The organism is Polyangiaceae bacterium (assembly GCA_015075635.1).
Taxonomy (GTDB): domain Bacteria; phylum Myxococcota_A; class Polyangia; order Polyangiales; family Polyangiaceae; genus JADJKB01.
The window spans coordinates 3,175,610-3,198,032 of sequence record JABTUA010000001.1 but is presented as its reverse complement, the minus strand read 5'-3'; the positions used below and the strand labels follow the sequence as shown (position 1 = coordinate 3,198,032).

Sequence of the window (22,423 nt, the reverse complement as noted above, 5' to 3'; positions counted from 1 at the left end):
CGTGCGCGCGGCCGAGCGCAAGACGTACGTCTTGCGTGATCCGAACCACGCCTTTGCGAGAATTGCGCGTGGCGCGCCGGTTGCAGGCCTGGTTTCGGGGAACTACGTGGTGGCGGAGCGCGCTCGGCAAGCGGAGGCAGGGGACGCCGACGCCCTGGCTCGCATTCCGGAGCCCGATGATCGAGTGAAGCGGCTGGAGGCGCGGGTCGACGAGCTCGGCGAGAGTCTGGCCCGCATGCAGGCCCGGCTCGAGGCGCTGGAGGCGCCCCACGGAGCGCGGGTCGCCGAGCCCCCGGCGGCGGAGGAGCTGCGCCACGAGCCGCCGCTCGAGCCCGGGCCGACCCTGGGCGAAGTGTTGCCCCAGGTGGCTGGCATCGGTGGTCGCACGCTCTTGATCCTGGGCGGCGGCTACCTGCTGCGCGACCTGACCGAGCGCGGCACGCTGCTGCCGGCCACGGGGGCGCTCTTCGGCCTGGTCTATGCCGGCATCTGGCTCTTCCTGGCCCATCGCCAGGCACGTCAGGAGCCGTCGGTGTCCGCTGCCTTCTACGGCGTGAGCTTCGCGCTGACCGCGTTCCCTCTGCTCGGCGAGGTCACCGTGCGTTTCGAGGTCCTGTCGCCCGTCACCTCCGCGCTGGCGTTCGCGGCCGCGGCCGCCGCTGCGCTCTTCGTCGCGTGGCGGCGCAAGCTGGCGCTCGTCGCGTGGTCGGTGCTGGTGCTGATGGTGTTCACGATCGGGGGCACCGTGCTTCAGACCGGCCGGCCCGTGCCGTTCGTGCTTTTGGTCGTGGGCCTGGGCGTCGCTCTCGACGCGGTGACGGAGTCCCGGGGCTGGTCGGTGCTGCGTGTGCTCGGAGCCGCGGTGGCCGATCTGGCGCTGCTGATCTTCACGTTTTCGCAGATGGTCAGCGGCTCGTACCGCTTCGAGGCGACGCTGGTCCAGCTCTCGCTGTTCGGCGCCTACATGCTGTTCTTCAGCCTGCGCGCTCAACTGAAGAAGCGCCGGCTCTCGACCTTCGAGCGCCTTCAGGCCGGCGCGGTCCTCGTCGTGGGCTACCTCGGCGCCGTGCTCCTGGCGCGGCTCGCCCCCGGGGCGCCGGTGATCACGCTCGGGGTGGCGAGCCTCGCGGTCGGCGCCGTCGCTTATGCAGTCGCGTATTTCCTCTTCGTCGTGCCGGGGCGCGACGCCGTCGAGGCATGGTTCAACACCAGCTACGCCCTGGTCGGCGTGCTCGTGGGCAGCTGGCTCTTGCTGGCCGAGCCCGGCTTCGCCTGGGCCGGCATCGGGGTGCTCCTCGCGGTGCTGGGCGCCCGGGACAGGCACGCTGCGCTGCCGCTGCACGCCGCGGTGTGCGCGTTCGCCGCGGCGCTGGGATCGGGTCTGCTCGCGACGGTGTGGGCCGCGTTCTGGTCGAGCCCGCGGGAGGGCATCGGCGCCCTCGATCTGTCCTGCCTGGCGGCGCTCGGCGTAGCGCTGTTCGCGTTCCTCGCTCCCATCGAGGCAGGTCGCGCGCGCTCTCTCTGGGCGAGCAAGGCGGCCAGGACCCTGGCGCTCGCCGTCTCGGTGGCGGGCCTCGGCTGCGTGGCGATGGTGGTCCTGGTGGGCCCCCTCGGGGGCGGCGTCGGTGCGAACGCCGACGTCGGCCGCGTCGCCGCGCTGCGCACGGCGATCTTGGCAGCGTCGGCCCTGGGCCTCGCCGCCGCCTCGCGCCTGCCGCGCCTTCGGGAGGCCCAGTACCTGGTCTACCCGGTGCTGGGCGTGGGTGCGGTGAAGCTCCTCTTGCAGGACTTTCCGAACGGACGCGCGCTGACCCTGTTCGCAGCCCTCGGGCTGTTCGGGGCGGCGTCGATCTTCGCGCCGCGCCTGCGCTTTCGGCCGGGCGCCGGCTGATATTACATGGCTAGACATGTTGCGTCGTAACGTGTAATGTTCTCCGGGTGGCGCCCCGAGCTCAGAGCCTGATCTTGGACCTGCTCTCGGCGGTGGGCGGACGTCCGGTGCCGGTGCGCGCGCTGGTGCGCGCGGCGGCGGTGTTCGGCATCGAGGAGAACGCGCTGCGGGTCGCGCTCGCGCGCCTGCTCTCGGCCGGCAAGCTCGAGCAAGCCGAGCGCGGCGCGTACGGGCTCTCGTCACGGAGCCGCGCGGTGCAGGACCACGTCACCTCCTGGTCCACCTTGCACGAGCGCGTCGTCGCCTGGCGGGGCGGGTGGGTCGCCGTACACGTCGGCGCGCTCGGGCGCGCGCAGCGGAGCGCCGTGCGCCGCCGGGAGCGTGCCCTCGAGTTCCTGGGCTGCGCCGAGCTCGACCCTGGGCTCTGGCTCAGGCCGGACAACCTGGCCGGTGGGGTGGGAGCAACGCGGCGCGCGCTCCGCGAGCTCGGCCTCGACGGCGCCGCGCTGGTCGCGCGGCTCGAGGAGCTCGAGCCGGCCAGCGAGCGCCGTGCGCGTTCGCTCTGGGACGGCCGCGCGCTCGAGCGCGCGTACCACGAGACCCGGCGCGAGCTCGAGCAGAGCGGCGCGCGCCTCGACGCCCTGCCGCTCGAGCAGGCGGTGGCCGAGTGCTTCGTGTTCGGGGGCAAGGCGATTCGACAGCTGGCGTTCGATCCGTTGTTGCCCGAGCCCATCGTGTCGGCGGACGCGCGCCAGGCGCTGGTGAGCGAGATGCGCGCCTACGATCGGGCGGGGCGGCGGGTGTGGCGACGCTTCATGCGCGCCGAAGGTGCCCCGGCCCTGGAGTCCGTCCTCGACTTTCGCAGCGTGGAGGCAACATGAACAAATCGCTCCCGGTCTACCGTGCGCGCGGCCCGCGCGATCGCCTGAAGGTCGAGCCCCCCGAGCGCTTCCCCGGCGCGATGCTCAACGTCACCAATCGCTGCAACCTGACCTGCTCGCACTGCTTCGTCTACACCGACGGCAACCCGAACGATCCGGCCGACGACATCCCCGACGATCAGCTGCTGGCCGAGCTCGAGCGGGTGCGCGATCGCCACGGCATCTTCGGTCTGCTCTGGATGGGCGGCGAGCCGATGATCCGCTGGCGCCTGCTGGAGCGGGGCGTGAAGCTCTTCCAGCGCAACGTGATCACCACCAACGGCACCATCCCGCTCAAGGACTTCGGCCCCAGCGTCACCTACGTCGTGTCCCTGGACGGGCCCGAGGACCTGAACGACCCGGTGCGTGGGCAAGGGGTGTACGCGCGCGTGAAGAAGACCCTCGCCGCAGTGCCCGACGACTTCGCGCCGACCGTGCAGATCCAGTGCGTGGTGACCAAGCAGAACCAGCACCGGCTCGAGGAGCTGGTGCTCGACTTCATCGACTCCCAGGCCGACGGGATGACGTTCACCTTCCACGTGCCGAACGAGGGCGAAGTCTCGGAGCTCGCCTGGCGCGACGTCGAGGAGCGGAGAGCGCGGTGGACGCGGTGATGGCGCTGAAGCGCCGCTACCCGAGCTTCGTGTGGAACTCGTCGCGGGCGCTCGAGCTGATGCGGCCGGCCACGGCGCGTCTGGTCACCGACCGCTGTCCGGCGCTCTCGACGGTGCTGCCGCTCTACGTGGAGCGCGGCGCCTTCTCGAACCCCAAGTGCTGCTACGGCAACAACGCCGACTGCGACCGCTGCGGCGGCTGGGTGGTGTTCGCGCACGCCGCGAAGCTGCCGGGACCCTGGGACGACCTGGTGCCCCCCGACCGGGAGCCGGGGCCGCTGGCGATGTATTTCATGTCGGGCTGAGGCGCGGGGACGCTATCTTGGTCGGGTGAAGAGGCTCGGGCCGATCGCTGCTGCGCTCTGTCTCGGCGCTTGTGGCCAGGACGAGCGCGCGAGCCGAGGCGCGGAGGTGAGCTTCGAGCTGCCCCCGAGCGGGCCTCCGGCCTTCGGCCAGGTGCCCTGGCCGAGCGACCTGTACCTCGACGACGCGGGCTCGGTGGGAGAGGTGCCGGGCCTCGAGCGCGTCGCCGCGCACTTCGAGTCGATCCAGGAGGGGCTGTCCGCGCTGGACGGCTTCGGGCGCTCGACGGGCGCGCTGTTCTTCGTCGCCGCCGAGGTCGATCCCGAGAGCTTGCCGCGGAGCTGGGACGAGGCCGTGGAGTGGAGCGCGAGCGCGCGCATCGTGGACGTCGATCCGGCGTCGCCCCTCAGCGGCAAGCGTTACCCGGCGCTCGCCAAGCCGTTGCCCACGCTGGGCGCTGTCGCGGTGATCCCGGTGCCCGGAGTGGTCTTGCCCCCCGGTGTGCGACATGCCGTCGTTCTGACCACCGGGGCGCGCACGCTGGAACGCGCGCCGCTCGTGCCTTCGCCGGCGCTCGACGCGATCTTGGCCGGGGCGCGCGTCACGCACGGCGAGCGGCTCTACGGGGAAGCCATCGACGAGCTCGTGGCGAGCGGCGCGCTCGCCGAGCGCGACGAGCTGGCGGGGCTCGCGGTGTTCCGCACTTCGGCCCGCGTGCGCGAGCTGCCCGAGCTCCGCGAGCGCCTGCGCGAGCTGCCGGAGCCCGAGCTGCTGCTCGGACCGAGCGCCGCGCCCTACACCGTGAAGGTGTTCGGCGTGGCGAGCCCGGTGACCCTGGGAGATTGGCTGGGAGAACCCGACAAGGACGAGCACGGACGCGAGTGGCCCGGGGGCGACAATCCGGGTGGCATCGCCCACGCCGAGATCGCGGTGATCGCCCACGGCGCCTTCGTGGCGCCGAGCTTCCTCGATCCGAAGTCGCGCCGCTTCGAGAAGGACGCGGGCGGGCACTACCTGCTCGCGGACGCGCACGCGACCATCCCCGTGACGCTGGTGATCCCCAAGCAGCCGGCGCCGCCCGGGGGCTACCCGGTGGTGGTGAACGGCCATGGCCTCTCCAACGATCGCGGCAGCATGCTCTCCGTGGCGAACGAGCTGTGCCGCGCGGGCTTCGCGGTGATCGGCATCGACGACGTGCTGCACGGCGCCCGCGGCGGCGTGCTGGACCAGAAGAACAACTACGCCGGCGGCTACAAGGGCCCCGACGGAATTCCGGACGAAAAACCGCTGCCGCTCAAGTTCTTCGCTGGCTTCTCGGACTTCGTCATCGTGCGCGACAATTTCCGCCAGACGGTGCTCGATCAAACCAGCCTGGTGCGCCTGATCCAGAGCTCGAAGCTGGATCTGTCGCCGCTCGCCGCGGCGGCCGGCGGCGTGACGCCGAAGCTGGACCCCGGGCGCATCTACTGGAGCGGCGGATCGCTGGGCGGGATCATGGGCACGATGACCCTGGCGGTGGAGCCGGAGATCCGCGGCGCGGCGCTCCAGGTCCCCGGCGCTTCGTTCGTGCAGCTCATCACCACCAGCTCCGCCAAGGTCGCGCCGCTGGTCACCACGATCGCGAGCGGGAGCTTCGGCATCCGGGGCGACGAGGTCCTCGACGAGTTCCACCCGGTGGGCACGCTCTTGGCCACGATCACCGAGGCCGGCGACCCCATCGGCTATGCGCCGCACGTGATGCGGGACTCGATCTCGGGGCGCGCCACGCCGGACGTGATGATCACCTACGCAGTCGGCGACGAGGTCTTGCCCAACATCGCCACCATCGCGCTGATGCGCGCGCTGGGCGTCGAGATCGCGACTCCGGCGCTGGTGGACGTGCCGGGCATCGCCACCCGAGCGAGCCCGGTGAGCCAGAACGTGGACGGCCACGCGGCGGTCGCGGTGCAATACGCCCCGGCGAACCACGGCCTGGGCTACGTGCGCTGGGACACCCGCGAGTTCTTGCCCGGCGTGCCGCTCGCCGGTGACCCGCGCTTTCCGCCGCTCCCCGCCGCGTTCCAGATCGAGATGCCGATCCGCGAGCACGCGAGCCAGCTCGCCGCGTTCTTCGCCAGCGCCAACGCTGGCATCGCCGTGGTGGAAGTGACGGCGCCGCCGCGCGCCGACTTCGACGGCGACGGCGTGCTGGACGCATTGGACGCCGACCCCACCAGCCCGAAGGAGCACTAGCCTCGACCCGAGCGGGCGTCGAGGTGCGCGAGTCGACTCGAGCAACCTAGGGCGTCGGCAAGTCGAGCTCGACGTCGTAGACCCAGCGCTCGCAGCGCGCGGGTCGCTCGATCTCGACGCTGGTGGACGCGCCGCCGCGCTCGGCGCGGAGCTCCCAGGTGCCGTGGGGCAGCGCCATGGTGGCGCAGGTGAAGAGCCGGCGCTCCCGGTCCCGGTCGCGGGCCAGCACCGGCTCGCCGCAGAGCTCTGCCCCGGTCAGCTCGTCCCGGAGGCGGACCGTCAAATAGCCCGGGCAGTCGTAGCTGATGACGGCGCCGGCCCCCATGACCGCCAGCGTGGCCCCCACCAGCCCGGCGTTGCAGCCCCCGAGCCCGAGGCCGAGGAGCGCGAGAAACGGGAGACGGGCGCGACCGGCCACTAGCTGGATGAGTCGCGCGGCGGGGCGCTCGGGATCGGTCAGGCCCGCGCGCGCTGGAGCCGGCGGAGCGCGAGTCGCCCCATCAGGTAGAGCGGCAAGAACACCAAGAGCGCGACCGGCAAAAGCACGCCGAGCAGGCGGATCCCACCGACCACGATCCCGGCGCCCACGTTGACCGCGTCGGCGGAGGCCCGCTTGGCGGCGCGGCCGAAGGCGCTGGGCGAGACGGCCAGCAGCGGCCGCTCTCCCTGGAAGGTGACCGTGACCGTCGACAACGCGATCTGGTGATCCAGCAGCCGCTTCTTGCCTTCGAGCTTCTCGATCTCGCCGCGCACGTCGGCCAGCTGCTTCTGCACGGCGAGCAGGTCCTCGACCCGGCTCGCGCCCTTGGCGATCTCGAGGTAGCGTTCTTCGAGCTGCTTCTGCGTCTTGATCCGCGCCTCGACGTCCACCCACTCGTCGGTCACGTCGCGACTCTGGATGCTCTCGCTGCCCACGTGCTTGCCCAGGCGGCGCAGGGCGTCCAGGGCCGCGTCGAGCCGGTCGCTCGAGACGCGCAACACGACCCGCACGCTGCCCGGCTCGGCGCCGTCGTCGCTGCGGGTCGAGAGCGCCTCGCTGGAGGCCAGATATCCGCCGTGCTCTTCGGCGATCTTGCCCGCTTCGCGCTGCGCGTCGGCGGGCGAGGCCACCGTCATGCCGAGCTCGGCGTTCCGGATCAGCTTGCGCACGACCTTGCTCGGATCGGCGCCGGGCTCGGCTGCCGCGGCGGCCGGGGCCGGAGGGGCCGCGCCGGCGTCCGCGCCCTTGCTGCAAGCGGCGGCGGACACGGCCAGGGCGAGGAGCGCGGGAAGCAGGACGAGTTTCTGCATGGCTCGCTCCCGACAACGCCGCCCGGGGGCGGGCCTTACATCAGCTCCCGACGAACACCGGCCTGCGCCCCTCGCGGAACGCCGCCACGGCCTCCCTCAGATCCGCCGTGGTGAAGTCCAGCGCCTGACAGGCCGCCTCGCGCTCGAGGGCCGCGTCGAGCGCGCCGAGCAGCGGGGCGGCCAGCGTCTCCTTCACCTGCGCCACCGCCACCGGCGCGGCGCTCGTCAGCTCGGCGGTGAGCTCGGCGACGCGCGCGTCGAGCTCGGCGCGGGGCACGGCGAGGTTCACCAGACCGATGCGCTCGGCCTCGCTGCCCGTGATCAGCCGGCCCGTCAGGAGCAGCTCCGCCGCCTTGGCGGGCCCGACCAGGCGCGGCAGGAGCAAGCTCGCGCCCATGCCCGGGTGCAGGCCGATGCGGACGAAGTTCGCGCCGAGCTTGGCTTCGCTCGCCGCGAGCCGGAGATCGCAGGCCATCGCCAGGCACAGGCCCGCGCCCACCGTCGCCCCGTGCAGCACGGCGACGCTGGGCACGGCGAGGCGGCTGACCGAGAGGAAGCTCGAGTAGAAGCCGACCATCTCGCGCCGGTTCTGCTCCGGAGACTTCTTGGAGTTCTCTTCGATCAGCGAGAAGTCACCGCCGGCGCAGAACGCGCGGCCTTCGCCCACGACCAGCACCACCCGCGGCTCGGCAGAGGCGTTCAGCGTGGCGACCGCTTCGCTCACCAGCCGCCCCATCTCCGCGGTCATCGCGTTCTGCTTGTCGGGACGAGCGAGCACGATGCGGGAGACCGGACCGACTTCGACGCGGACGGGTGAGCTCATGGTCCGGTCGTTATAGATCAGAGTTCCGGCGGTGGCGGCGCCGGCGGCGGGTAGACGCTGCCGGGCGGCGGGGGGTAGGTCGAGCTCGCCGGCGGCGCGGGCACTGCGTATCCCGCGAGCGGCGGCGCGGCGGGCGCGCCCGGCTCGGCGCACACGACGGTGACCGACTGCGGGGAGTAGATGTACGACGTCACCAGGTTCAGAAACGAGTGCAGAGGATCGGTCTCGGTCCGGACCTCGGCCCAGCCCGCCGGGCAGACGCGGTCCACCGGGTGCGGGCCGCTGGCCTCGATGAGCCCCCCGACCCAGCCGCTGTGCCAGCGGTGGTCGTATGCCTCCGGCGCCTGCGCCGGCGGATGTCCGGAGCGCACCACGGTGCGGAAGCAGCCGCTCAGCGAGAGCGCGCCGAGCACGAGCAGCGCACGCCGTAGCGCTATCACCGCTTCACCCCCCTGGCCTCGCAGATGATGGCGACCTTGCGCGGCGTGTAGATGCCGAGGGTGACGATGCTGACGGCCAAGGTGAACACGTCCTCGCCGATCCAGACCTCGTGGGCACGGGCGGTCGCGCAATGATCGCGCACGTCCAGCTCCGCTTCACCGACCGCGCCGATCAGGTAGAAGTGCGCCCACTTGGTCTTCTCTTCGCCGGCCGGGACGCTCGGATCTCGAAACGTCGCCGCGCAGCCCGTGGACAAGAGCAGCGCCGAGAGACCCAGGAAGGCGCGCAGACGTTGCGGCATGCTTGGGGAAACTACCACCGTTCCGTCGTGGCATACTCCTCGCCGTGAGCGCGCTCGAGGAGCTCAGTCGCGAGCTGCCGGCCCTGGCCCGGCGCGCGATCGCCCTGTACTTGGAGTCCGGGCACTGGCTCGAGGCCCGGCGCGCAGGCGCGCCCGCGGCGGGTGTGTTCGTCACGCTTCGCAACGCGGACGGCAGTCTGCGCGGCTGCATCGGGTCGATTGCGCCGGCGGAGCCCGACGTGTTCGCGGAGACGGCCCGGAGCGCGGTGCTCGCCGCCACGCGGGATCCCCGCTTCCCGCCGCTGCGGCCGGAGGAGCTCGCGTCCCTGTCCATCGAGGTCAGCGTGCTCGCCCCCGACGAGCCGGTCGAAGGGCTGGGTGACCTCGATCCCAAGCGCTACGGCGTGATCGTGCGGGATCGGCTCGGGCGCCGCGGGCTCCTGCTCCCCGACATCGAGGGGGTGGACGACCCGTCGACGCAGGTGGCCATCGCCCGGCAGAAGGCCGGTATCTCGGCCAACGAGCCGGTACTTTTGTCGCGCTTTCGCGTGACCAAGGCCCTGGAGCACCCCCGGTCGTAGGGGAGGCGCGATCTGCCGCGTCGAACTCGGCGACACGGAAATTCCCCGAGGTATCCCCGATGACGCACAAGACCCTTCGAAGCCACCTCTTCCTGAGCGGCGTGGCGCTGCTCGCGCTCGCCGCCTGCTCCCAGGAGGTGCCCACCGACAAGATCCCCGAGCCCGCCGAGCAGCAGGCACGAGAGCTCGTGCCCGAGGCGCCCACCGCCGAGGCGCCCAAGCCCGAGGCGCGCGGCCATTTCCGCAAGGGACCGCACGGCGGCCCCGCGTTCCTGCTGCACGCGGCGCTGAAGGAGCTCGAGCTCCGGCCCGACCAGAAGAAAACCGTGGAGGCCCTGGCCGCGGATCTGAAGTCGGCTCATCCCTTCGACTCCCCCGCTCACAAGGACTTCCAGAAGGCGCTCGCCGCCGGCGTGCGCGCGGGCAAGCTCGAGCCGAGCGCGCTCGCCCCGCACTACGCCGCCATCGAGAAGAGCGCGACCGAGACCAGCCAGAAGGTGCACGAGGCGCTGAACGAGCTGCACCGGACCTTGGACGCCGAGCAGCGCAAGGCGCTGGTCGCTGCGCTCGAAGCGCGCCTCGAGCATGGCCCGAAGCGCTTCGGCCCGCCGGATCCCGGCGACGCACCGCTCGGCGCTGCCTGTGCCGGTGATCCGGACGAGCAATGCGCGCACGGCGACGGGCCAAAGGGCAAGCGCGGCTTCCGCGGCCCCGGCGGCCCCGGCTTCGGTCTGCTGAAGGACCTCGACCTGAGCGAGACCCAACGCGAGAAGCTGCGTGCGGCGCGCGCGCAAGGAGAGCCAGAGCGCGGCGCCATGAAGCAGGAGATGCAGAAGAGGGGTGAGCACATGAAGCAGCTGCTCACCGCCTTCGCCACGGACAGCTTCGACGCCAAGGCGCTGATGGGCTCGGCGGACGTCGCGCGGCACGCGCGGCAGGGCGCCGAGGCTCGCGTCAAACACCTGGAGACGCTGCTCGGCGTGCTCGAGCCGAGCCAGCGCGACAAGCTCGCCACCCGGGTGGAAGCCGGCCCGGGCCGGCGGAAACACTGAGGAACGCGGCGGGCGGGAGCGCTGGTCGCCCCGCCCGCGCCTTTCGACGAGTATGACCCAGGACCGTGTCCGATCCCGATCTCAGCCTCGTGGCCCAGCGGGTCCGTGCCGGCGACCGCGCCGCGTTTCGGAGCCTGGTCGAGCACACGGCGGGGGATCTGTTTCGGCTCGCGGCGCGGCTCCTGGGCAACGGCGCCGACGCCGACGAGGTGCTTCAGGACGCTTACCTCAAGGTCTTTCGGGCGCTCTCCGACGGCCAGTTCGACGGTCGCTCAGCGGTCCGCACCTGGCTCTATCGGGTGGTCACCAACACCGCCTTGGACGCGTTACGGCGGCGGGCGGTGCGCCCAGCGGGGGACGATCGAGAGCTGGAGGCGGCCCGCATCGATCCTGGCGAGGGGGCGGAGGCGCACGTGGCGCTGTCCGAGCTGGGACGCTGGCTGGACGAGCTTCCGCCGGATCAACGCGCTGCGCTGGTACTGTGCAGCGTGGAGGGTCTGACCAATGCGGAGGCCGCGGCAGTGCTGGGCGTGAGCGAGGGCGCGGTGGAGCAGCGCCTGGTGCGGGCTCGAGCGGCGCTCCGACGCAGGCGAGGCAACGATGACGACCTCTGACGAACACGATGCGGCGCTCGCGCGCCTCGCGGAACGAACCGCGGCGCTCCGGCCACCGGGCGGCTTCACCGATCGGGTGATGGCCCGGGTCGAGCGCGAGACCAAGGAGCGCGAGCCGTGGGCGGCTCGCGGCGTGGTGCTCGGCCTGCTGGCGGCGGCCGCGGCGATCTCGATCTGGGTGTCGAGCGCGGCGCAGCGCGAGCTGGACGGCGAAGCGCTCTCGTCCTTCGACGTGGTGGAGCTCGAGCAATGAACCGGCAGAAGCTCGGCGCAGTCCTGGCGCTGGTCGCCGCCTTTGGCCTGGGCGCGGTGGCCGGCGGCTTCGGCACCAAGAGCTACCTCTTGCACCGCTTCGCCGAGCGTTTGCACGGGCCGCCCGGCAAGGCGCGCATGGGCTTCCGCATGGAGGCCATGGCGCGGGCGCTGGACCTGGACTCCGCACAGCGCGAGAAGGTGCAACAGATCCTGGACAAACACGAGGACGCGCGCCGCCGCGCCTTCGAGCGCTGCGAGCCCGAGCACCGGGCGCTGCGCGCGAAGATCGACGCCGAGATCCGCGAGGTCTTGACGGAGGAGCAGCGCGCCAAGCATGACAAGCTGCGCCGCCGCTACGGCGGACCACCCGGGGAGGGACCACCACCACCGCCGCCTCCGCCTCCCTGAGCCGTCCAGTCGTTCCCCGTTCCCCGAGGTCTTTCGCGTGCAAGCCCCCAACGCCACAGGTGATCCCCAAGTCCTCGCGCAGCTCGGCGTGGGCAAGAGCCGCAAGGTCAGGCGCTGGCTCTGGCGCGTGCTCGCCCTGCTCTTGGTGGGCGCCATCGTCGCCGGCGTGCTGATCTGGCGCGCCCGCACCAAGGGCGCCACGACCGAGAGCTTCGTGACCGCGCCCGTCGAGCTCGGCAGTCTGCGCGAGACCGTGACCGCAACCGGCACGCTTTCGCCGCTCGATGCGGTCGAGGTCGGGGCCGAGGTCACGGGCCGCGTGCTCAAGGTGCACGTGGACGTGAACGACCAGGTCAAGGTCGGGCAGGTGTTGGTCGAGATCGACCAGGAGCAGCTGAACGCCCGGGTCGAGGAGTCCCAGGCGCAGCTCAGCGCCGCCTCGTCGTCGGCGCGCAACGCGAGGGCCAGCGTGAAGGAGGCCGAGCTCAAGGCGCAGCGTATCCGCGAGCTGAACAAGCGCGGGCTGGCGTCGGCGCAGGAGCTGGAGACCGCGGAGGCCACCCTCGAGCGCGCCAAGGCCTCGGTCGGCAGCGCCTCCGCCCAGGTCACCGTGGCGCGCGCCGGCCTCAAGTCCGCCAAGACCAGCCAAGGCAAGGCGGTGATCAAGTCGCCGATCGACGGCATCGTGCTCGCGCGCAGCGTCGAGCCCGGTCAGACCGTGACCTCCGGCTTCCAGACGCCGGTCTTGTTCACCCTGGCCCGCGACATCACGCAGATGCAGCTCAAGGTGGACGTGGACGAAGCCGACGTGGGCAAGGTCAAGGACGGGCAGCCGGCGACCTTCGTCGTCGACGCCCACCCCGCCGCCAGTTTCGCTCGAAGGTGGTGCGGCTCAACAACCTGCCCAAGGCGGGCACCACGGTCATCACCTACGAGGGGTTGCTCACGGTGGACAACTCGGAACGCTTGCTGCGCCCGGGCATGACCGCGACGGCGACCATCGTCACGCAACAGGTCAAGGATGCGCTCACGGTGCCGAACGCGGCCTTGCGCTTCCGCCCGAAGAGCGCGGCGGCTGGCGGGACTTCCCGCGGCGCCGCGCTGCCGGTGCCGGGGCTCGGCGGTCCGACCCGGGGCTTCGGCCGCGGCGGCGGCGGCCGGCCTCGCGCGGCCGGCTCGGCCGAGGCGGGAACGGCGCCGCGTCCCAACCGGGATGGGGTGTACGTCGTCCGCGACGGCAAGCCGGTCCGCGTGGCCGTGGAGATCGGCGTCAGCGACGGCAAGCGCACGGAGGTGAAGTCCGCCGAGCTCAGCCAGGGCGCCGAGGTGATCACCGACATCGCGGAGACCAAGAAATGAGCGCCGCGCCCGAGCTCGGCGCGGACAACGCGGTCGTCGAGTTTCGCCAGGTCTTCAAGATCTACGGGGCTGGTGACACCGAGGTGCGGGCGCTGGACGGCGTGGACATGCGCATCGAGCGCGGAGAGTTCGTGGCCATCATGGGCTCGAGCGGCTCGGGGAAGTCCACGGCGATGAACATCATCGGCTGCCTCGACGCGCCGACCAGCGGGCAGTACCTGTTCCGAGGCGTGGACGTCGGCTCGCTCGAGCAGGATCAGCGCGCGCTCCTGCGCCGGCACTACGTCGGCTTCGTGTTCCAGGGCTACAACCTGCTGGCGCGGACCACCGCCCTCGAGAACGTCGAGCTGCCGCTGGTCTACCGCCGCGTGCCGATGCGCGAGCGCCACGAGAAGGCGATGGAGGCGCTCTCGGCGGTGGGGCTGGCGGATCGCGCGGACCACACGCCGGCGGAGCTCTCCGGCGGACAGCAGCAGCGCGTGGCCATCGCCCGCGCGCTGGTCTCGACCCCGTCGCTGCTCCTGGCCGACGAGCCCACCGGCAACCTCGACTCGTCGCGCAAGCACGAGATCATGGAGCTGCTCGTACGCCTGAACCAGGAGCGCGGCATCACCATCGCCATGGTCACCCACGAGCCGGACATGGGGCACTACGTGTCGCGGGTGGTGATGTTCAAGGACGGGCGTATCGTGGACCAGGGGCGCCCCGAGAACGTGGAGTACGCTGGGCCCATCTCCAAGCGACCACTGTCGCAGCGAGGCCAGACATGATCCGCATCACGCTGGTGATGGCGCTGCGTCAGATCCGCCGGAACACCCTGCGCTCGTTCCTGACCATGCTCGGCATCGTGATCGGCGTCGGCGCGGTGATCGCGCTGGTGACCATCGGCGAGGGGGCGACCGCGAAGGTCACCGCCGACATCAGCAAGCTCGGCAACAACCTCCTGATCGTGCAGCCCGGCGGCATGCGCCGCTCGAGCGGCTTCCAGAGCGCGGGTGGCTTCACCAAGGACGACGTGGAGGCCATCCGCCGCGACGTGCCCGGCGCGGAGAAGATCGCGCCGACCGCCGGCAAGCAGTCGCTGGCGGTCTGGGGCAATCGCAACTGGCGCACCAGCGTGACGGGCACCACGGCGGAGTACTTGGACGTTCGCGCCTACACGCTGGCCGATGGGCGCTCCTTCACCGAGGGCGAGATCAGCGCCGGACAGCCGCTGTGTCTGCTCGGCGCCTCGGTCAAGAAGGAGCTGTTCGGCACCGACGCGGCGGTCGGCGAGACCATCCGTGTGGACAAGCTGTCGTGCGAGGTGATCGGCGTGCTCGGCGCGAAGGGCCAGTCGGGCATGGGCCAGGACCAGGACGACGTGGTCCTGGTCCCGCTCCGAGCCGCGCAGCGCCGCCTGGTCGGTAGCAACGACGTCAGCTCGATCTTCATCACCGTCGCGGAGGACCGCAGCACGACCCGGGTGAAGGAGCAGATCGAGGAGCTGTTGCGCGAAAGGCGGCAGGTCGCGGCTGGCGCCGAGGACGACTTCAACGTGCGGGACATGGCGGAGATCGCCGAGACCGTGACCAGCGCCACCGGCGCGCTCACCGCCTCTGCTCGGCGCCATCGCGGCCGTGAGCCTGCTCGTCGGTGGCATCGGCATCATGAACATCATGCTGGTCAACGTCACCGAGCGTACGCGCGAGATCGGCATCCGTTTGGCCATCGGCGCCATGGCGCGCGAGGTGCTCCTGCAGTTCCTGGTCGAGGCGGTGGTGCTCAGCATGATCGGTGGCGTGTTCGGCATCGGCGCCGGGCTCCTGGGCTCCTGGGCCGCGACGCGCGCGCTCAAGGTCCCGTTCGTGGTCTCGCCCGACATCTTGCTCGTCGCGTTCCTGTTCTCCGCCGTGATCGGCGTGTTGTTCGGTTACCTCCCGGCGCACAAGGCTGCGCGGCTCAACCCCATCGAGGCCCTGCGTCATGAGTGAACCCCGGAATCGGCTGGCGACCATCCTCACCGTCTTGGCCCTCGGCGCGTTCGCCGCGCCGGGGCGCGCCCAGCCGGCGGGGGCCAGCCCCCGGCGCATCGACGTGAACACCGCCGTGGCCGAGGCGCTGGCGCAGAACCCCTCGCGCCAGGCCTCGGAGATCGACGTGGAGCGCGCGCGGCAGAACGTGCTGGCGGAGCAGGGCCGGTACTCCTACGTCTTTCAGGCCGACGCGGGCTTCACCTACCAGAAGAACCCTCGGCTCGGCGCCGGCGACACGGTCAGCTCCTCGACCTCGCGCACCTACACCGTGGGCTCGGCGCTCCGGCGGACCTGGCCAATGGGCACGAGCGCGGAGCTGCGCCTGCAAGGCGAGCGCTTCGAGAGCGAGAGCTCTGCCGCCGCGCTGGGCGGCGGCACCAGCACCGGGTACGGCGTCAGCGGCCGGGCGTCGCTCAGCCAGCCGCTCCTGCGCGGCGCGGGCACCCGGATCGGCGAGGCAGAGCTGCGCGCGCGCCCGCGTGAGCAAGAACTCGCGGACAAGTCCCGCGACCGCGTGAAGAGCGAGCTGGTGCGGGACGTCGTGCTCTCGTACTGGGAGCTCTGGTACACCGAGGAGGCGAGCCGCATCGAGCGCTCGGCCCTCGCCCTCGCCAAGCAGCAGGAGGCGGACGCGAAGGCCCGCGTCGAGCAGGGAGCCGCTGCGGAGACCGACGTGCTCACGTTCTCGACCCGGGTGGCCCAGCTCGAGGAGTCGGTGGTCGGCGCCGATCTGAACCAGCGCCAGCGCGCGCTCGCCTTGGCGCGGCTGATGGGCAACCCGGATCCGGATCGGGACCTCGGCGCCCTGGCGAGCGGTCCGCCCAAGGCCGGCCCGAGCGCCACGCGGGCCGACGTCGAGGCCGCGCTCAAGAGCGGCTCGGTGGAGCTCGCGGAGCTCGAAGCGCAGGTGAAGCTCGCGCGGACCCGCGCCGAGGTCGCTGGTGAGTCCACGCGCCCGCGCCTCGACCTCGAGGGGTACCTGGAGTCGCAGGGCGTGAGCGAGCGCGTCCCGCGGGCGGCAGCCCGCGCCGGGCAGCTCAACTGGGTGACGGCCCACGTCGGACTGGTGTTCGAGCTGCCCCTCGACGACTCGCGGCGCAACGCCGAGAAGCGCTCGGCGTTGCTCGCGGCCCGAGCCGCGGAGCACAACCTGAAGGCCACTCGAGACCGCATCACCGCGGAGGCGTCGCTGGCGGTGACCAACGAGAGCGCTGCCTCACGCCGCGTGACGCTGGCGGAGAGGACGCTGGCCGTCGCGGAGAAGGCCCACGCCGCCGAGAAGGCCCGCTTCGAGCTCGGCCAGTCGTTGCCCATCCAGGTCCAGCAGGCCGAGGACGAGCTCCGGCGCGCGCGCCTCCGGGTAGCGCGGGCGCGGGTGGATCTGGTGCAGGAGCAGACCCTCGTGCTGCACATGGCTGGTCGGCTGCTGGACCACTACCGGGTCTGACCAGCCCCTCAGACTTTGCCCGGCTCGGGTCCCTGGTGCTACTCGGCCTGGGATGGCCGGCGATGGGCCCAGCTCGGCCGAGGCGGAGCGCAAGAAGATCACCGGTCGCGCCGGCATCGTGGCCGCGGGCACGTTGTTCAGCCGGATCCTCGGGCTGGTGCGCGACCAAGTGCTGGCGGCGGTGTTCAGCCGCGCGGCCACCGACGCGTTCTTCGTCGCGTTCACCATCCCGAACGTGCTGCGCCAGCTCCTCGCAGAGGGTGCGGTCCAGAACGCCGTGCTACCGGTCCTGGCCAAGACTCGCGAGCAAGAGGGCGACGAGGCTGCGCGCCGCTTGTTCCGGGCCATGCGCGGCCTCTCGCTCCTGATCCTGACGGTCGTGACCATCGCCGGCGTCGTCCTGGCGCCCCAGCTGGTGGACCTGTTCGCCGCCGGCTTCCGCGCGCACGAGGGGCAATACGAGCGCACCGTGACGCTGACCCGCTGGGTATTCCCTTACATCTTCTTCATGGGGACGGCGGCCCTGGGCGTGGCGGCGCTCAACGTCAACCAGCGCTTCGTGGCGACCAGCTTCGCGCCCGCGCTCTTGAACGTCGCATTCGTGGTGTGCGCGCTCGCGTTGCCGGATCTGGTCGGCGCGAAGGGACACGATCGCACGCTGGCGCTCGCTGCCGGTGTGCTGCTCGGTGGCGCGCTCCAGGTCGTGGCGCAGTGGCCGAGCCTGCGCGCCATCGGCTACTTCACGGCGCCCAGTCTCGAGCTCGCGCTGCCCGGCGTGCGCGAGGCGCTCCGCCGCATGGGCCCGGTGCTGCTGGGCCTCGGGGTCTACTACGTGGACGTGGTGCTCGCGCGCCGCTTCCTCTCGGACCTCGGCGTCGGCGCCCAGAGCTACTTCGGCTGGGCGCTGCGTCTCTGCGACTTCCCGCAGGGCATCTTCGTGATGGCGCTCCAGAGCGCGACCTTGCCCAGCCTCGCGCTCCTGGTCGCGCGCGGCGATCGCGCGGAGGTGGCGAAGACCTTCGCGTACGGCATGAAGCTGGCGCTGTTCGTGGCGCTCCCCGCCAGCGTGCTATTCGTCGCGCTGGCGGAGCCGGTGGTGGCCTTGATCTTCCAGCGCGGGCAGTTCGACGCGGAGTCCACCCGCGAGACCGCCAAGGCCCTGGCCGCCCAGGGGCTCGGCATCTGGATGGTCGCCGCGGTGCGCCAGCTGGTGGGCGTCTACTACGCGCTCGGCGACACTCGCACGCCGGTAGTGGTGGCGGCGCTCGATCTCGCAGTGTTCGTGACGCTGGCGCTCTCGCTCAGGGGCTTGCTGGGGCACGTCGGCATCAGCCTGGCGGTGAGCGGCGCCAGCGCAGCGCAGATGCTCCTGCTCTGGTTCGGGCTCGGCAAGCGGCTCGGCGACACCCGGCTCGGGGAGATCGCCCGCTCTGCCGGCAAGACCCTGGTTGCGACGGCGCCGGCGGCGGCGGCCGGCCTGGGCGTGGCGAAGGCGCTGGCGGTGCCGCCCGGCGCAGGTGCGATCCGGAGCCTGGTCCCTGGTCTCGCCGCGGTGTGCGTCTACGGCGCGGTCTTCCTGATCGCGGCCTGGTTCGTCAAGAGCGACGAGCTCCGCGGCCTGGTTGCGAGCCTTCGCCGGAGGCGACGCGGTCAGGGAGCTTGATTTGTCGAGCCGAAGCGGCAAGCTCGGGCCGCCATGAGCCCCGCCGCCGACGAAGCACGCGTCAAGAGCGCAGAGTTCTCGGCCGCCGCAGCGGGGGTCGGCGAGCTGCCGCCGCCGCTCTCGGTCGAGGTGGCCTTCGCCGGGCGCTCGAACGTCGGCAAGAGCAGCCTGCTCAACTGCCTGATCTCGCGGCGCAACCTGGTGCGGGTCAGCGGCACGCCCGGCTGCACCCGCAAGATCGGCTTCTACGCTGCGGAGCTCGCCGACGGCGCCCGCGTGACGCTGGTGGATCTGCCCGGCTACGGCTTCGCGCGTCGGAGCAAGAGCGAACGCGACGCCTGGGCTCAGCTCATCGAAGGCTACCTGCTCGGGCGGGCGACGCTCCGGGTCGTGGTGGCGATCGTCGACGTGCGGCGGGGTCTCGAGCCGGACGACCGGGACCTGCTCGAGATGGTCGCGTCCAAGCCGCGGGTCTCGCGGCCGCCGCTGACGACGCTGGTCGTCGCGACGAAGCTGGACAAGCTGCCGCTCTCGAAGCAGAAGCTCGAGCTCGCGAAGGTGCGGAAGGCAGCCGGCCTGCCGGTGCTCGGGTTCTCCGCCGAGACGGCCTTCGGGCGCGACGAGCTGTGGCAGCGGATCCGCACGGCCGCGGGCATCGGCAAGTCCGCGGCTTGAATCGCTCGAGCCGAGTGCAACACTCGGAGGCGATGTCGCGCTGGCTCCTCCTGGTGACCGCGCTCGCGCTGGGCGCGAGCGGCTGCGCATCGCCGCCGCTCGCGCCGCGCTCCGCCGCGCCGGGTGCGCCGACCCTCTCCGTCGCGAGCTACAACGTCGAGGCTGGCCGACACGACGACCGGAGCGTGATCGAGGCCATCGGGGCGGGGGACGCGGACGTGGTCTGCCTGCAGGAGACCACGCCGGAGTTCGAGCCGGTGCTCAGGAGTCGCTACGGCGCGCGCTACCCCCACCAGCGCTACCAGCACAACGCCCCACGCTTCGGGCCCGGGGGTCTGGCGGTGCTGTCGCGCTTCCCGGTGGTCGACCGCGGCCATCGTCCTTCGCCCAACCGCTGGCACCCGGCCTGGCACGTCGAGATCGAGACCCCGAACGGCCCGATCCAGATCTTGCTGGTGCACCTGCGCGCCAAGATGGGCGGGCGCAGCAACGACCTCGCCGCGTTGCTCACCCTGCGCGGTGACCACCTGGACGAGATCCGGCACTTCATGCGCTGGACGTCGCCCGACGTGCCGACACTGGTGGTCGGCGACTTCAACGAGGAGAGCGATGGCGCGGCGATCCGCTGGCTCGAGGCTCGCGGCTTCCAGAACGCGCTGCCTTTGTTCCGGCCCGGCGCGCACACCTGGCGCTACCCCATGCTCGGCCTGGAGGTGCGCCAGCGGCTCGATCACATCCTGTTCGACCGCGGCTTTCTGCCCCTGGACGCGCGGGTACTCCCCCGCGGCTCCTCCGATCACCTGCCGGTGGTCGCGAGGTTTCAGGTGGCGACGCGCGATCCACGCTGGGCGTGGCGCGGCGCCCGGCGAGACGTCGCGCTCAGGGAGCTACCGTGAACGCCTCGGCCTCTTCCAGCTGCCGCCCGCAGTCGCCGTAGAGCGCGAACTTGTGCGGCGTGGCGGGGATCTCGAAGCGCCAGGCGGGACCGGCCTTGGCGCGGTAGTACTCGATGCGTGCCATGCGATTGCGCGGGGCGCCGTTCTTGATGGCGTGCGCCCACACCTCGGCGAAGCCGCAGCGTGGCGGCTCCGGCAGCGGATCGAGGAGCTGAGTCGGGCACGGGTAGTCCGTCACGTCCGGATCCGCCACCAACCCTTCTTTCTTCAGGTGCACGGTCTGCTTGCCGCAGTAGTGCCGGCGCGGCAAGGTCCCCGGCTCGCGTGCCGGCTGTGGTCCTTCGCCCTCCAAGCTCTGGAAGGTGTAACGCGCGCGACCGGAGACGTCGTTCAGGTCGATGGTGCCGTCGCTCTTCACGCCCTCGGCCCAGATGTTGCGCAGGAGGTTGCGACGGGTCACGGCCCGCGCGCCGCCGAGCGAGCCGACCACGTCCACGGCGTTGGGGAAGCCCACGATGCCGCCGGTGGTCGGGGGCGCCGGGGGCTCGGCGACCTCCGGGCGCGAGGCGCGCTTCGCCCAGAGCGAGAGCGCGACACTGAGGACGAAGGCGACCACCACGATCATCAGGCCCACCACGCGGTCGCGGCTGCGTCGGGCCTCGATCTCCGCGAGGAGCGCTCTCGTGTCCGGCTCGGTCATTTCGGGGGGCGTCCCTATATCATGAAGTCCCGCGCGGCTCCGCCAAGTGCCGCGCCCGCTTGCCCTTCCGGCCCGAGCGCGCTATCTACCGCGGCTCCTCGGGCCGAGCAGCTCGGGGTCGAGCCGGGCACCGAGCGTGGCCGGATCGGGCGCATAACTCAGCGGTAGAGTGCGTCCTTCACACGGACGAAGTCGCAGGTTCAATCCCTGCTGCGCCCACAAGTCAGCCGCCGAACAGCTCCGCGTGGACCTCGTCCAGGATGTCCTGGGACTCCGCACGCGGGATCTCGAACACGCTCGACAGCGCCTCGATGGCCGCCGCCTCGGCGTGGGCGACGTGGTCGTCCACGAAGGCGACCCCCGCCGCCAGACGAAACGCGAACGCCCTGGAGTCGGACGACTGAATGCGCTGCGCGCAGGCGTCGAGCCGCGCGCGCCAGCCGTCGCGAGCGAGCTTCTCGTTGAAGCGATCGAGCAGAACCTGCAAGTCGAGGCCCTTCACGTGGTGCATGTCCACGACGGCCTGGAAGCTCGCGGCCAGCTGCTCGAGCTCGTCTTTCTGCACGACCCCGTCCACGGCGGCCATCAGGAACATCGTCTCGAGGATGGCCTCGAACTCGGCGGCCTGTGCCTTGGCCTTGTCGTCCAGGAGCTCTCCCGGACGAAAGCTGCGCGCGAGGGCGTGCGCGGCCTCACCGGCCGTGACGCCGGTGGCGATCTTGCGGATTCGAGCTTCGAGTGCCATGGGCGGAGCGTACCACGGTCAATCGAAGCCCAAGTGCGCGCGGAAGCCCTGATCCACCAGCTCGAGCGCCAGCTCCAGATCCGCGGGCAGGAGCGCGCCGCCCTGGCCGGCGGCGGCGCGGGTCATGCGCGCGCGCGCGGGCCCCGGGATGCGCCGGCGGGCGCCGCCGCAGGACCGGCAGACCAGGCCGCCGCGGCCCACGTCCACCAGGGCCGCGCGGTCTTCGGGGCAGACTTTTCCGCACGAAACGCAGCGCACGAGGTCGAGCCCCCAGCCGAACGCCGCGAGCAACGCGAGCCCGGCCTCGCCGAGCTCCATGCGGGGCGCGACCTCGGGGCTCGCGTCGTCGAGGCGCGTCAGCAAGGTGTCGAGCACGCGCCACACCTCGGGCTCGGCGGTACGCGGCGGTGACGCGCGCCGGACCCAACCGAGCGCCCGCCCCGCGGCCTCCATGCGCTCGAGGCTCCCGAGGATGCGCGTGCGCGCGGTCTCGATCTTCGCCTCGCGGAGCGACAAGAGCTCGGAGCTCGCGCGCTCGTCCAGACTGACGACGAGCGTGTGCATCGGTTCGATCGCGCCGCCGAAGCGACGTTGACTCTTGCGAGCGCCACGCCCGAGAGCGCTCAGCTTACCCAGGCGTTCGGTGAAGAACGTGAGCACCAGATCGCTCTCGCCATAGTCCACACGGCGTACCAGGAGCGCGCGCGTGACGTGAGTCTTGGTGGCGATGCGGGCGCGCGCGGCCGCCACGGTCAGGCGCGGACCGCGATCGCGGACAGGCGGCTCAGCTCCTGCGGCATGTCGTCTCCGCGGGGCTTCAGCACGATGCTGAGCGCGAGCGTGAACAGGATCAGGAGCAGCACGAAGGCCAGCGCGACGCCGTAGCGCTTGCTCCGCGCGGGTTTGACCGCGGGATTGCCCGAAGAGAGCGGGAGCGGCGTGACCCAGGCAACGCGCCGGCTCGCCGTGTAGCGCGCCAGCACGTCCTCCGCCGGCAGACCGACGGCGCGTGCGTAGGACTTGAGGAAGCCGCGCACGAACACCTCGCCCGGCAGCTCGTCGAAGCGATCGGACTCGATGCGCTCGACGCTGGACATCGGCACGCGCGTCGCACGGCTGATCTCCTCTGCGCTCATCCGCTTCTCCAAGCGGTGGCGGCGCAGGAGCTGTCCCACGGTCTCCATGGCGAGACGGGAGC

At 71.8% G+C, this 22,423-nt stretch carries 26 protein-coding genes, 1 tRNA gene and 1 pseudogene; 19 read left to right on the top strand and 9 right to left on the bottom strand.

Annotated features, from left to right (window positions below):
* Position 1: 1 nt before the first annotated feature.
* From HS104_14580 to HS104_14560, 5 genes are read left to right on the top strand one after another with little or no spacing between them, the layout of a single operon-like run.
* Positions 2 to 1,891 carry a hypothetical protein gene (locus tag HS104_14580; GenBank protein MBE7481194.1) on the top strand — a complete coding sequence of 630 codons (1,890 nt, stop codon included), beginning with the start codon at positions 2 to 4 and terminating at the stop codon, positions 1,889 to 1,891.
* Positions 1,892 to 1,938: 47 nt separating this feature from the next.
* Positions 1,939 to 2,772 carry a PaaX family transcriptional regulator gene (locus tag HS104_14575; protein MBE7481193.1) on the top strand — a complete coding sequence of 278 codons (834 nt, stop codon included), beginning with the start codon at positions 1,939 to 1,941 and terminating at the stop codon, positions 2,770 to 2,772.
* Entirely contained in the window at positions 2,769 to 3,425 is a 657-nt protein-coding gene (locus tag HS104_14570) for a radical SAM protein (protein MBE7481192.1), read from the top strand. The genes HS104_14575 and HS104_14570 overlap by 4 nt, the downstream gene beginning before the upstream one ends.
* Positions 3,413 to 3,730: a hypothetical protein gene (locus HS104_14565; protein ID MBE7481191.1), complete on the top strand. Its 318-nt coding sequence runs from the start codon at positions 3,413 to 3,415 to the stop codon at positions 3,728 to 3,730. The genes HS104_14570 and HS104_14565 overlap by 13 nt, the downstream gene beginning before the upstream one ends.
* A gap of 25 nt (positions 3,731 to 3,755) precedes the next feature.
* Positions 3,756 to 5,960, top strand: coding sequence for a hypothetical protein (locus tag HS104_14560; protein ID MBE7481190.1), 2,205 nt, complete (start codon positions 3,756 to 3,758; stop codon positions 5,958 to 5,960).
* 46 nt (positions 5,961 to 6,006) lie between these two features.
* Here HS104_14560 and HS104_14555 read toward each other — a convergent pair whose 3' ends face one another.
* The 5 genes from HS104_14555 to HS104_14535 are packed head-to-tail and all read right to left on the bottom strand — an operon-like array spanning position 6,007 to position 8,815.
* Positions 6,007 to 6,378 carry a hypothetical protein gene (locus HS104_14555; GenBank protein MBE7481189.1) on the bottom strand — a complete coding sequence of 124 codons (372 nt, stop codon included), beginning with the start codon at positions 6,376 to 6,378 and terminating at the stop codon, positions 6,007 to 6,009.
* 38 nt (positions 6,379 to 6,416) lie between these two features.
* Positions 6,417 to 7,250 (bottom strand): DUF4349 domain-containing protein, encoded by an 834-nt coding sequence (locus HS104_14550; protein ID MBE7481188.1) that lies wholly within the window; start codon positions 7,248 to 7,250, stop codon positions 6,417 to 6,419.
* A 40-nt stretch (positions 7,251 to 7,290) separates the two neighbouring features.
* Positions 7,291 to 8,073 carry an enoyl-CoA hydratase/isomerase family protein gene (locus tag HS104_14545; protein MBE7481187.1) on the bottom strand — a complete coding sequence of 261 codons (783 nt, stop codon included), beginning with the start codon at positions 8,071 to 8,073 and terminating at the stop codon, positions 7,291 to 7,293.
* A 17-nt stretch (positions 8,074 to 8,090) separates the two neighbouring features.
* Positions 8,091 to 8,513, bottom strand: coding sequence for a hypothetical protein (locus tag HS104_14540; protein MBE7481186.1), 423 nt, complete (start codon positions 8,511 to 8,513; stop codon positions 8,091 to 8,093).
* On the bottom strand, positions 8,510 to 8,815 hold the full coding sequence (locus HS104_14535; GenBank protein MBE7481185.1) for a hypothetical protein: 306 nt from the start codon (positions 8,813 to 8,815) through the stop codon (positions 8,510 to 8,512). Before HS104_14535 ends, HS104_14540 begins: the two co-directional genes overlap by 4 nt.
* Positions 8,816 to 8,859: 44 nt before the next feature.
* Here HS104_14535 and amrA point away from each other — a divergent pair, with 44 nt between their 5' ends.
* From amrA to HS104_14470, 13 genes and pseudogenes are all read left to right on the top strand, one after another.
* The gene (gene amrA / locus HS104_14530; protein MBE7481184.1) at positions 8,860 to 9,396 is read left to right on the top strand and encodes an AmmeMemoRadiSam system protein A; all 537 of its coding nucleotides are present in this window, start codon (positions 8,860 to 8,862) and stop codon (positions 9,394 to 9,396) included.
* Between the two features lie 59 nt (positions 9,397 to 9,455).
* Positions 9,456 to 10,448, top strand: coding sequence for a Spy/CpxP family protein refolding chaperone (locus HS104_14525; protein MBE7481183.1), 993 nt, complete (start codon positions 9,456 to 9,458; stop codon positions 10,446 to 10,448).
* Positions 10,449 to 10,513: 65 nt separating this feature from the next.
* The gene (locus tag HS104_14520) at positions 10,514 to 11,062 is read left to right on the top strand and encodes an RNA polymerase sigma factor (GenBank protein MBE7481182.1); all 549 of its coding nucleotides are present in this window, start codon (positions 10,514 to 10,516) and stop codon (positions 11,060 to 11,062) included.
* Positions 11,049 to 11,315 carry a hypothetical protein gene (locus HS104_14515; GenBank protein ID MBE7481181.1) on the top strand — a complete coding sequence of 89 codons (267 nt, stop codon included), beginning with the start codon at positions 11,049 to 11,051 and terminating at the stop codon, positions 11,313 to 11,315. Before HS104_14520 ends, HS104_14515 begins: the two co-directional genes overlap by 14 nt.
* Positions 11,312 to 11,725, top strand: coding sequence for a hypothetical protein (locus HS104_14510; GenBank protein MBE7481180.1), 414 nt, complete (start codon positions 11,312 to 11,314; stop codon positions 11,723 to 11,725). Before HS104_14515 ends, HS104_14510 begins: the two co-directional genes overlap by 4 nt.
* 37 nt (positions 11,726 to 11,762) lie before the next feature.
* Positions 11,763 to 12,710: an efflux RND transporter periplasmic adaptor subunit gene (locus tag HS104_14505; GenBank protein ID MBE7481179.1), complete on the top strand. Its 948-nt coding sequence runs from the start codon at positions 11,763 to 11,765 to the stop codon at positions 12,708 to 12,710.
* On the top strand, positions 12,707 to 13,084 hold the full coding sequence (locus tag HS104_14500) for a hypothetical protein (protein ID MBE7481178.1): 378 nt from the start codon (positions 12,707 to 12,709) through the stop codon (positions 13,082 to 13,084). The genes HS104_14505 and HS104_14500 overlap by 4 nt, the downstream gene beginning before the upstream one ends.
* On the top strand, positions 13,081 to 13,854 hold the full coding sequence (locus HS104_14495) for an ABC transporter ATP-binding protein (GenBank protein ID MBE7481177.1): 774 nt from the start codon (positions 13,081 to 13,083) through the stop codon (positions 13,852 to 13,854). The genes HS104_14500 and HS104_14495 overlap by 4 nt, the downstream gene beginning before the upstream one ends.
* Positions 13,851 to 15,057, top strand: a pseudogene (locus HS104_14490) (ABC transporter permease). The gene HS104_14495 and the pseudogene HS104_14490 overlap by 4 nt, the downstream one beginning before the upstream one ends.
* Positions 15,050 to 16,546, top strand: a complete 1,497-nt coding sequence (locus tag HS104_14485) for a TolC family protein (protein MBE7481176.1) — start codon at positions 15,050 to 15,052, stop codon at positions 16,544 to 16,546. The pseudogene HS104_14490 and the gene HS104_14485 overlap by 8 nt, the downstream one beginning before the upstream one ends.
* 52 nt (positions 16,547 to 16,598) lie before the next feature.
* Positions 16,599 to 18,209: a murein biosynthesis integral membrane protein MurJ gene (gene murJ / locus HS104_14480; protein ID MBE7481175.1), complete on the top strand. Its 1,611-nt coding sequence runs from the start codon at positions 16,599 to 16,601 to the stop codon at positions 18,207 to 18,209.
* 33 nt (positions 18,210 to 18,242) lie between these two features.
* The gene (ysxC, locus tag HS104_14475) at positions 18,243 to 18,884 is read left to right on the top strand and encodes a ribosome biogenesis GTP-binding protein YsxC (protein ID MBE7481174.1); all 642 of its coding nucleotides are present in this window, start codon (positions 18,243 to 18,245) and stop codon (positions 18,882 to 18,884) included.
* 32 nt (positions 18,885 to 18,916) lie between these two features.
* Positions 18,917 to 19,780, top strand: coding sequence for an endonuclease/exonuclease/phosphatase family protein (locus tag HS104_14470; GenBank protein MBE7481173.1), 864 nt, complete (start codon positions 18,917 to 18,919; stop codon positions 19,778 to 19,780).
* Here the strand turns inward: HS104_14470 and HS104_14465 are convergent.
* Positions 19,764 to 20,480 carry a hypothetical protein gene (locus tag HS104_14465; protein MBE7481172.1) on the bottom strand — a complete coding sequence of 239 codons (717 nt, stop codon included), beginning with the start codon at positions 20,478 to 20,480 and terminating at the stop codon, positions 19,764 to 19,766. The two genes, HS104_14470 and HS104_14465, sit on opposite strands and share 17 nt — an antisense overlap.
* Before the next feature lie 147 nt (positions 20,481 to 20,627).
* On the opposite strand from HS104_14465, the gene HS104_14460 reads away from it, so the two are divergent.
* Positions 20,628 to 20,699 (top strand) — tRNA-Val (locus HS104_14460).
* A gap of 4 nt (positions 20,700 to 20,703) precedes the next feature.
* Here HS104_14460 and HS104_14455 read toward each other — a convergent pair.
* The 3 genes from HS104_14455 to HS104_14445 are packed head-to-tail and all read right to left on the bottom strand — an operon-like array spanning position 20,704 to position 22,409.
* Positions 20,704 to 21,225 carry a hypothetical protein gene (locus HS104_14455; protein ID MBE7481171.1) on the bottom strand — a complete coding sequence of 174 codons (522 nt, stop codon included), beginning with the start codon at positions 21,223 to 21,225 and terminating at the stop codon, positions 20,704 to 20,706.
* A gap of 18 nt (positions 21,226 to 21,243) precedes the next feature.
* Positions 21,244 to 21,954, bottom strand: coding sequence for a DNA repair protein RecO (gene recO / locus HS104_14450; GenBank protein ID MBE7481170.1), 711 nt, complete (start codon positions 21,952 to 21,954; stop codon positions 21,244 to 21,246).
* A 23-nt stretch (positions 21,955 to 21,977) separates the two neighbouring features.
* Positions 21,978 to 22,409, bottom strand: a complete 432-nt coding sequence (locus tag HS104_14445) for a helix-turn-helix domain-containing protein (protein MBE7481169.1) — start codon at positions 22,407 to 22,409, stop codon at positions 21,978 to 21,980.
* Positions 22,410 to 22,423 lie beyond the last annotated feature (14 nt).

Excerpts from the sequence above, each read along its gene's own strand:
- HS104_14445 (MBE7481169.1), bottom strand. The coding sequence starts at position 22,409 with ATGGAGACCGTGGGACAGCTCCTGCGCCGCCACCGCTTGGAGAAGCGG.
- ysxC (MBE7481174.1), top strand. The coding sequence starts at position 18,243 with ATGAGCCCCGCCGCCGACGAAGCACGCGTCAAGAGCGCAGAGTTCTCG.
- HS104_14545 (MBE7481187.1), bottom strand. The coding sequence starts at position 8,073 with ATGAGCTCACCCGTCCGCGTCGAAGTCGGTCCGGTCTCCCGCATCGTG.
- HS104_14465 (MBE7481172.1), bottom strand. The coding sequence starts at position 20,480 with ATGACCGAGCCGGACACGAGAGCGCTCCTCGCGGAGATCGAGGCCCGA.
- HS104_14570 (MBE7481192.1), top strand. The coding sequence starts at position 2,769 with ATGAACAAATCGCTCCCGGTCTACCGTGCGCGCGGCCCGCGCGATCGC.
- HS104_14515 (MBE7481181.1), top strand. The coding sequence starts at position 11,049 with ATGACGACCTCTGACGAACACGATGCGGCGCTCGCGCGCCTCGCGGAA.
- HS104_14550 (MBE7481188.1), bottom strand. The coding sequence starts at position 7,250 with ATGCAGAAACTCGTCCTGCTTCCCGCGCTCCTCGCCCTGGCCGTGTCC.
- HS104_14500 (MBE7481178.1), top strand. The coding sequence starts at position 12,707 with ATGACCGCGACGGCGACCATCGTCACGCAACAGGTCAAGGATGCGCTC.
- HS104_14485 (MBE7481176.1), top strand. The coding sequence starts at position 15,050 with ATGAGTGAACCCCGGAATCGGCTGGCGACCATCCTCACCGTCTTGGCC.
- HS104_14455 (MBE7481171.1), bottom strand. The coding sequence starts at position 21,225 with ATGGCACTCGAAGCTCGAATCCGCAAGATCGCCACCGGCGTCACGGCC.
- HS104_14470 (MBE7481173.1), top strand. The coding sequence starts at position 18,917 with ATGTCGCGCTGGCTCCTCCTGGTGACCGCGCTCGCGCTGGGCGCGAGC.
- HS104_14495 (MBE7481177.1), top strand. The coding sequence starts at position 13,081 with ATGAGCGCCGCGCCCGAGCTCGGCGCGGACAACGCGGTCGTCGAGTTT.
- HS104_14510 (MBE7481180.1), top strand. The coding sequence starts at position 11,312 with ATGAACCGGCAGAAGCTCGGCGCAGTCCTGGCGCTGGTCGCCGCCTTT.
- murJ (MBE7481175.1), top strand. The coding sequence starts at position 16,599 with ATGGCCGGCGATGGGCCCAGCTCGGCCGAGGCGGAGCGCAAGAAGATC.
- HS104_14535 (MBE7481185.1), bottom strand. The coding sequence starts at position 8,815 with ATGCCGCAACGTCTGCGCGCCTTCCTGGGTCTCTCGGCGCTGCTCTTG.
- HS104_14525 (MBE7481183.1), top strand. The coding sequence starts at position 9,456 with ATGACGCACAAGACCCTTCGAAGCCACCTCTTCCTGAGCGGCGTGGCG.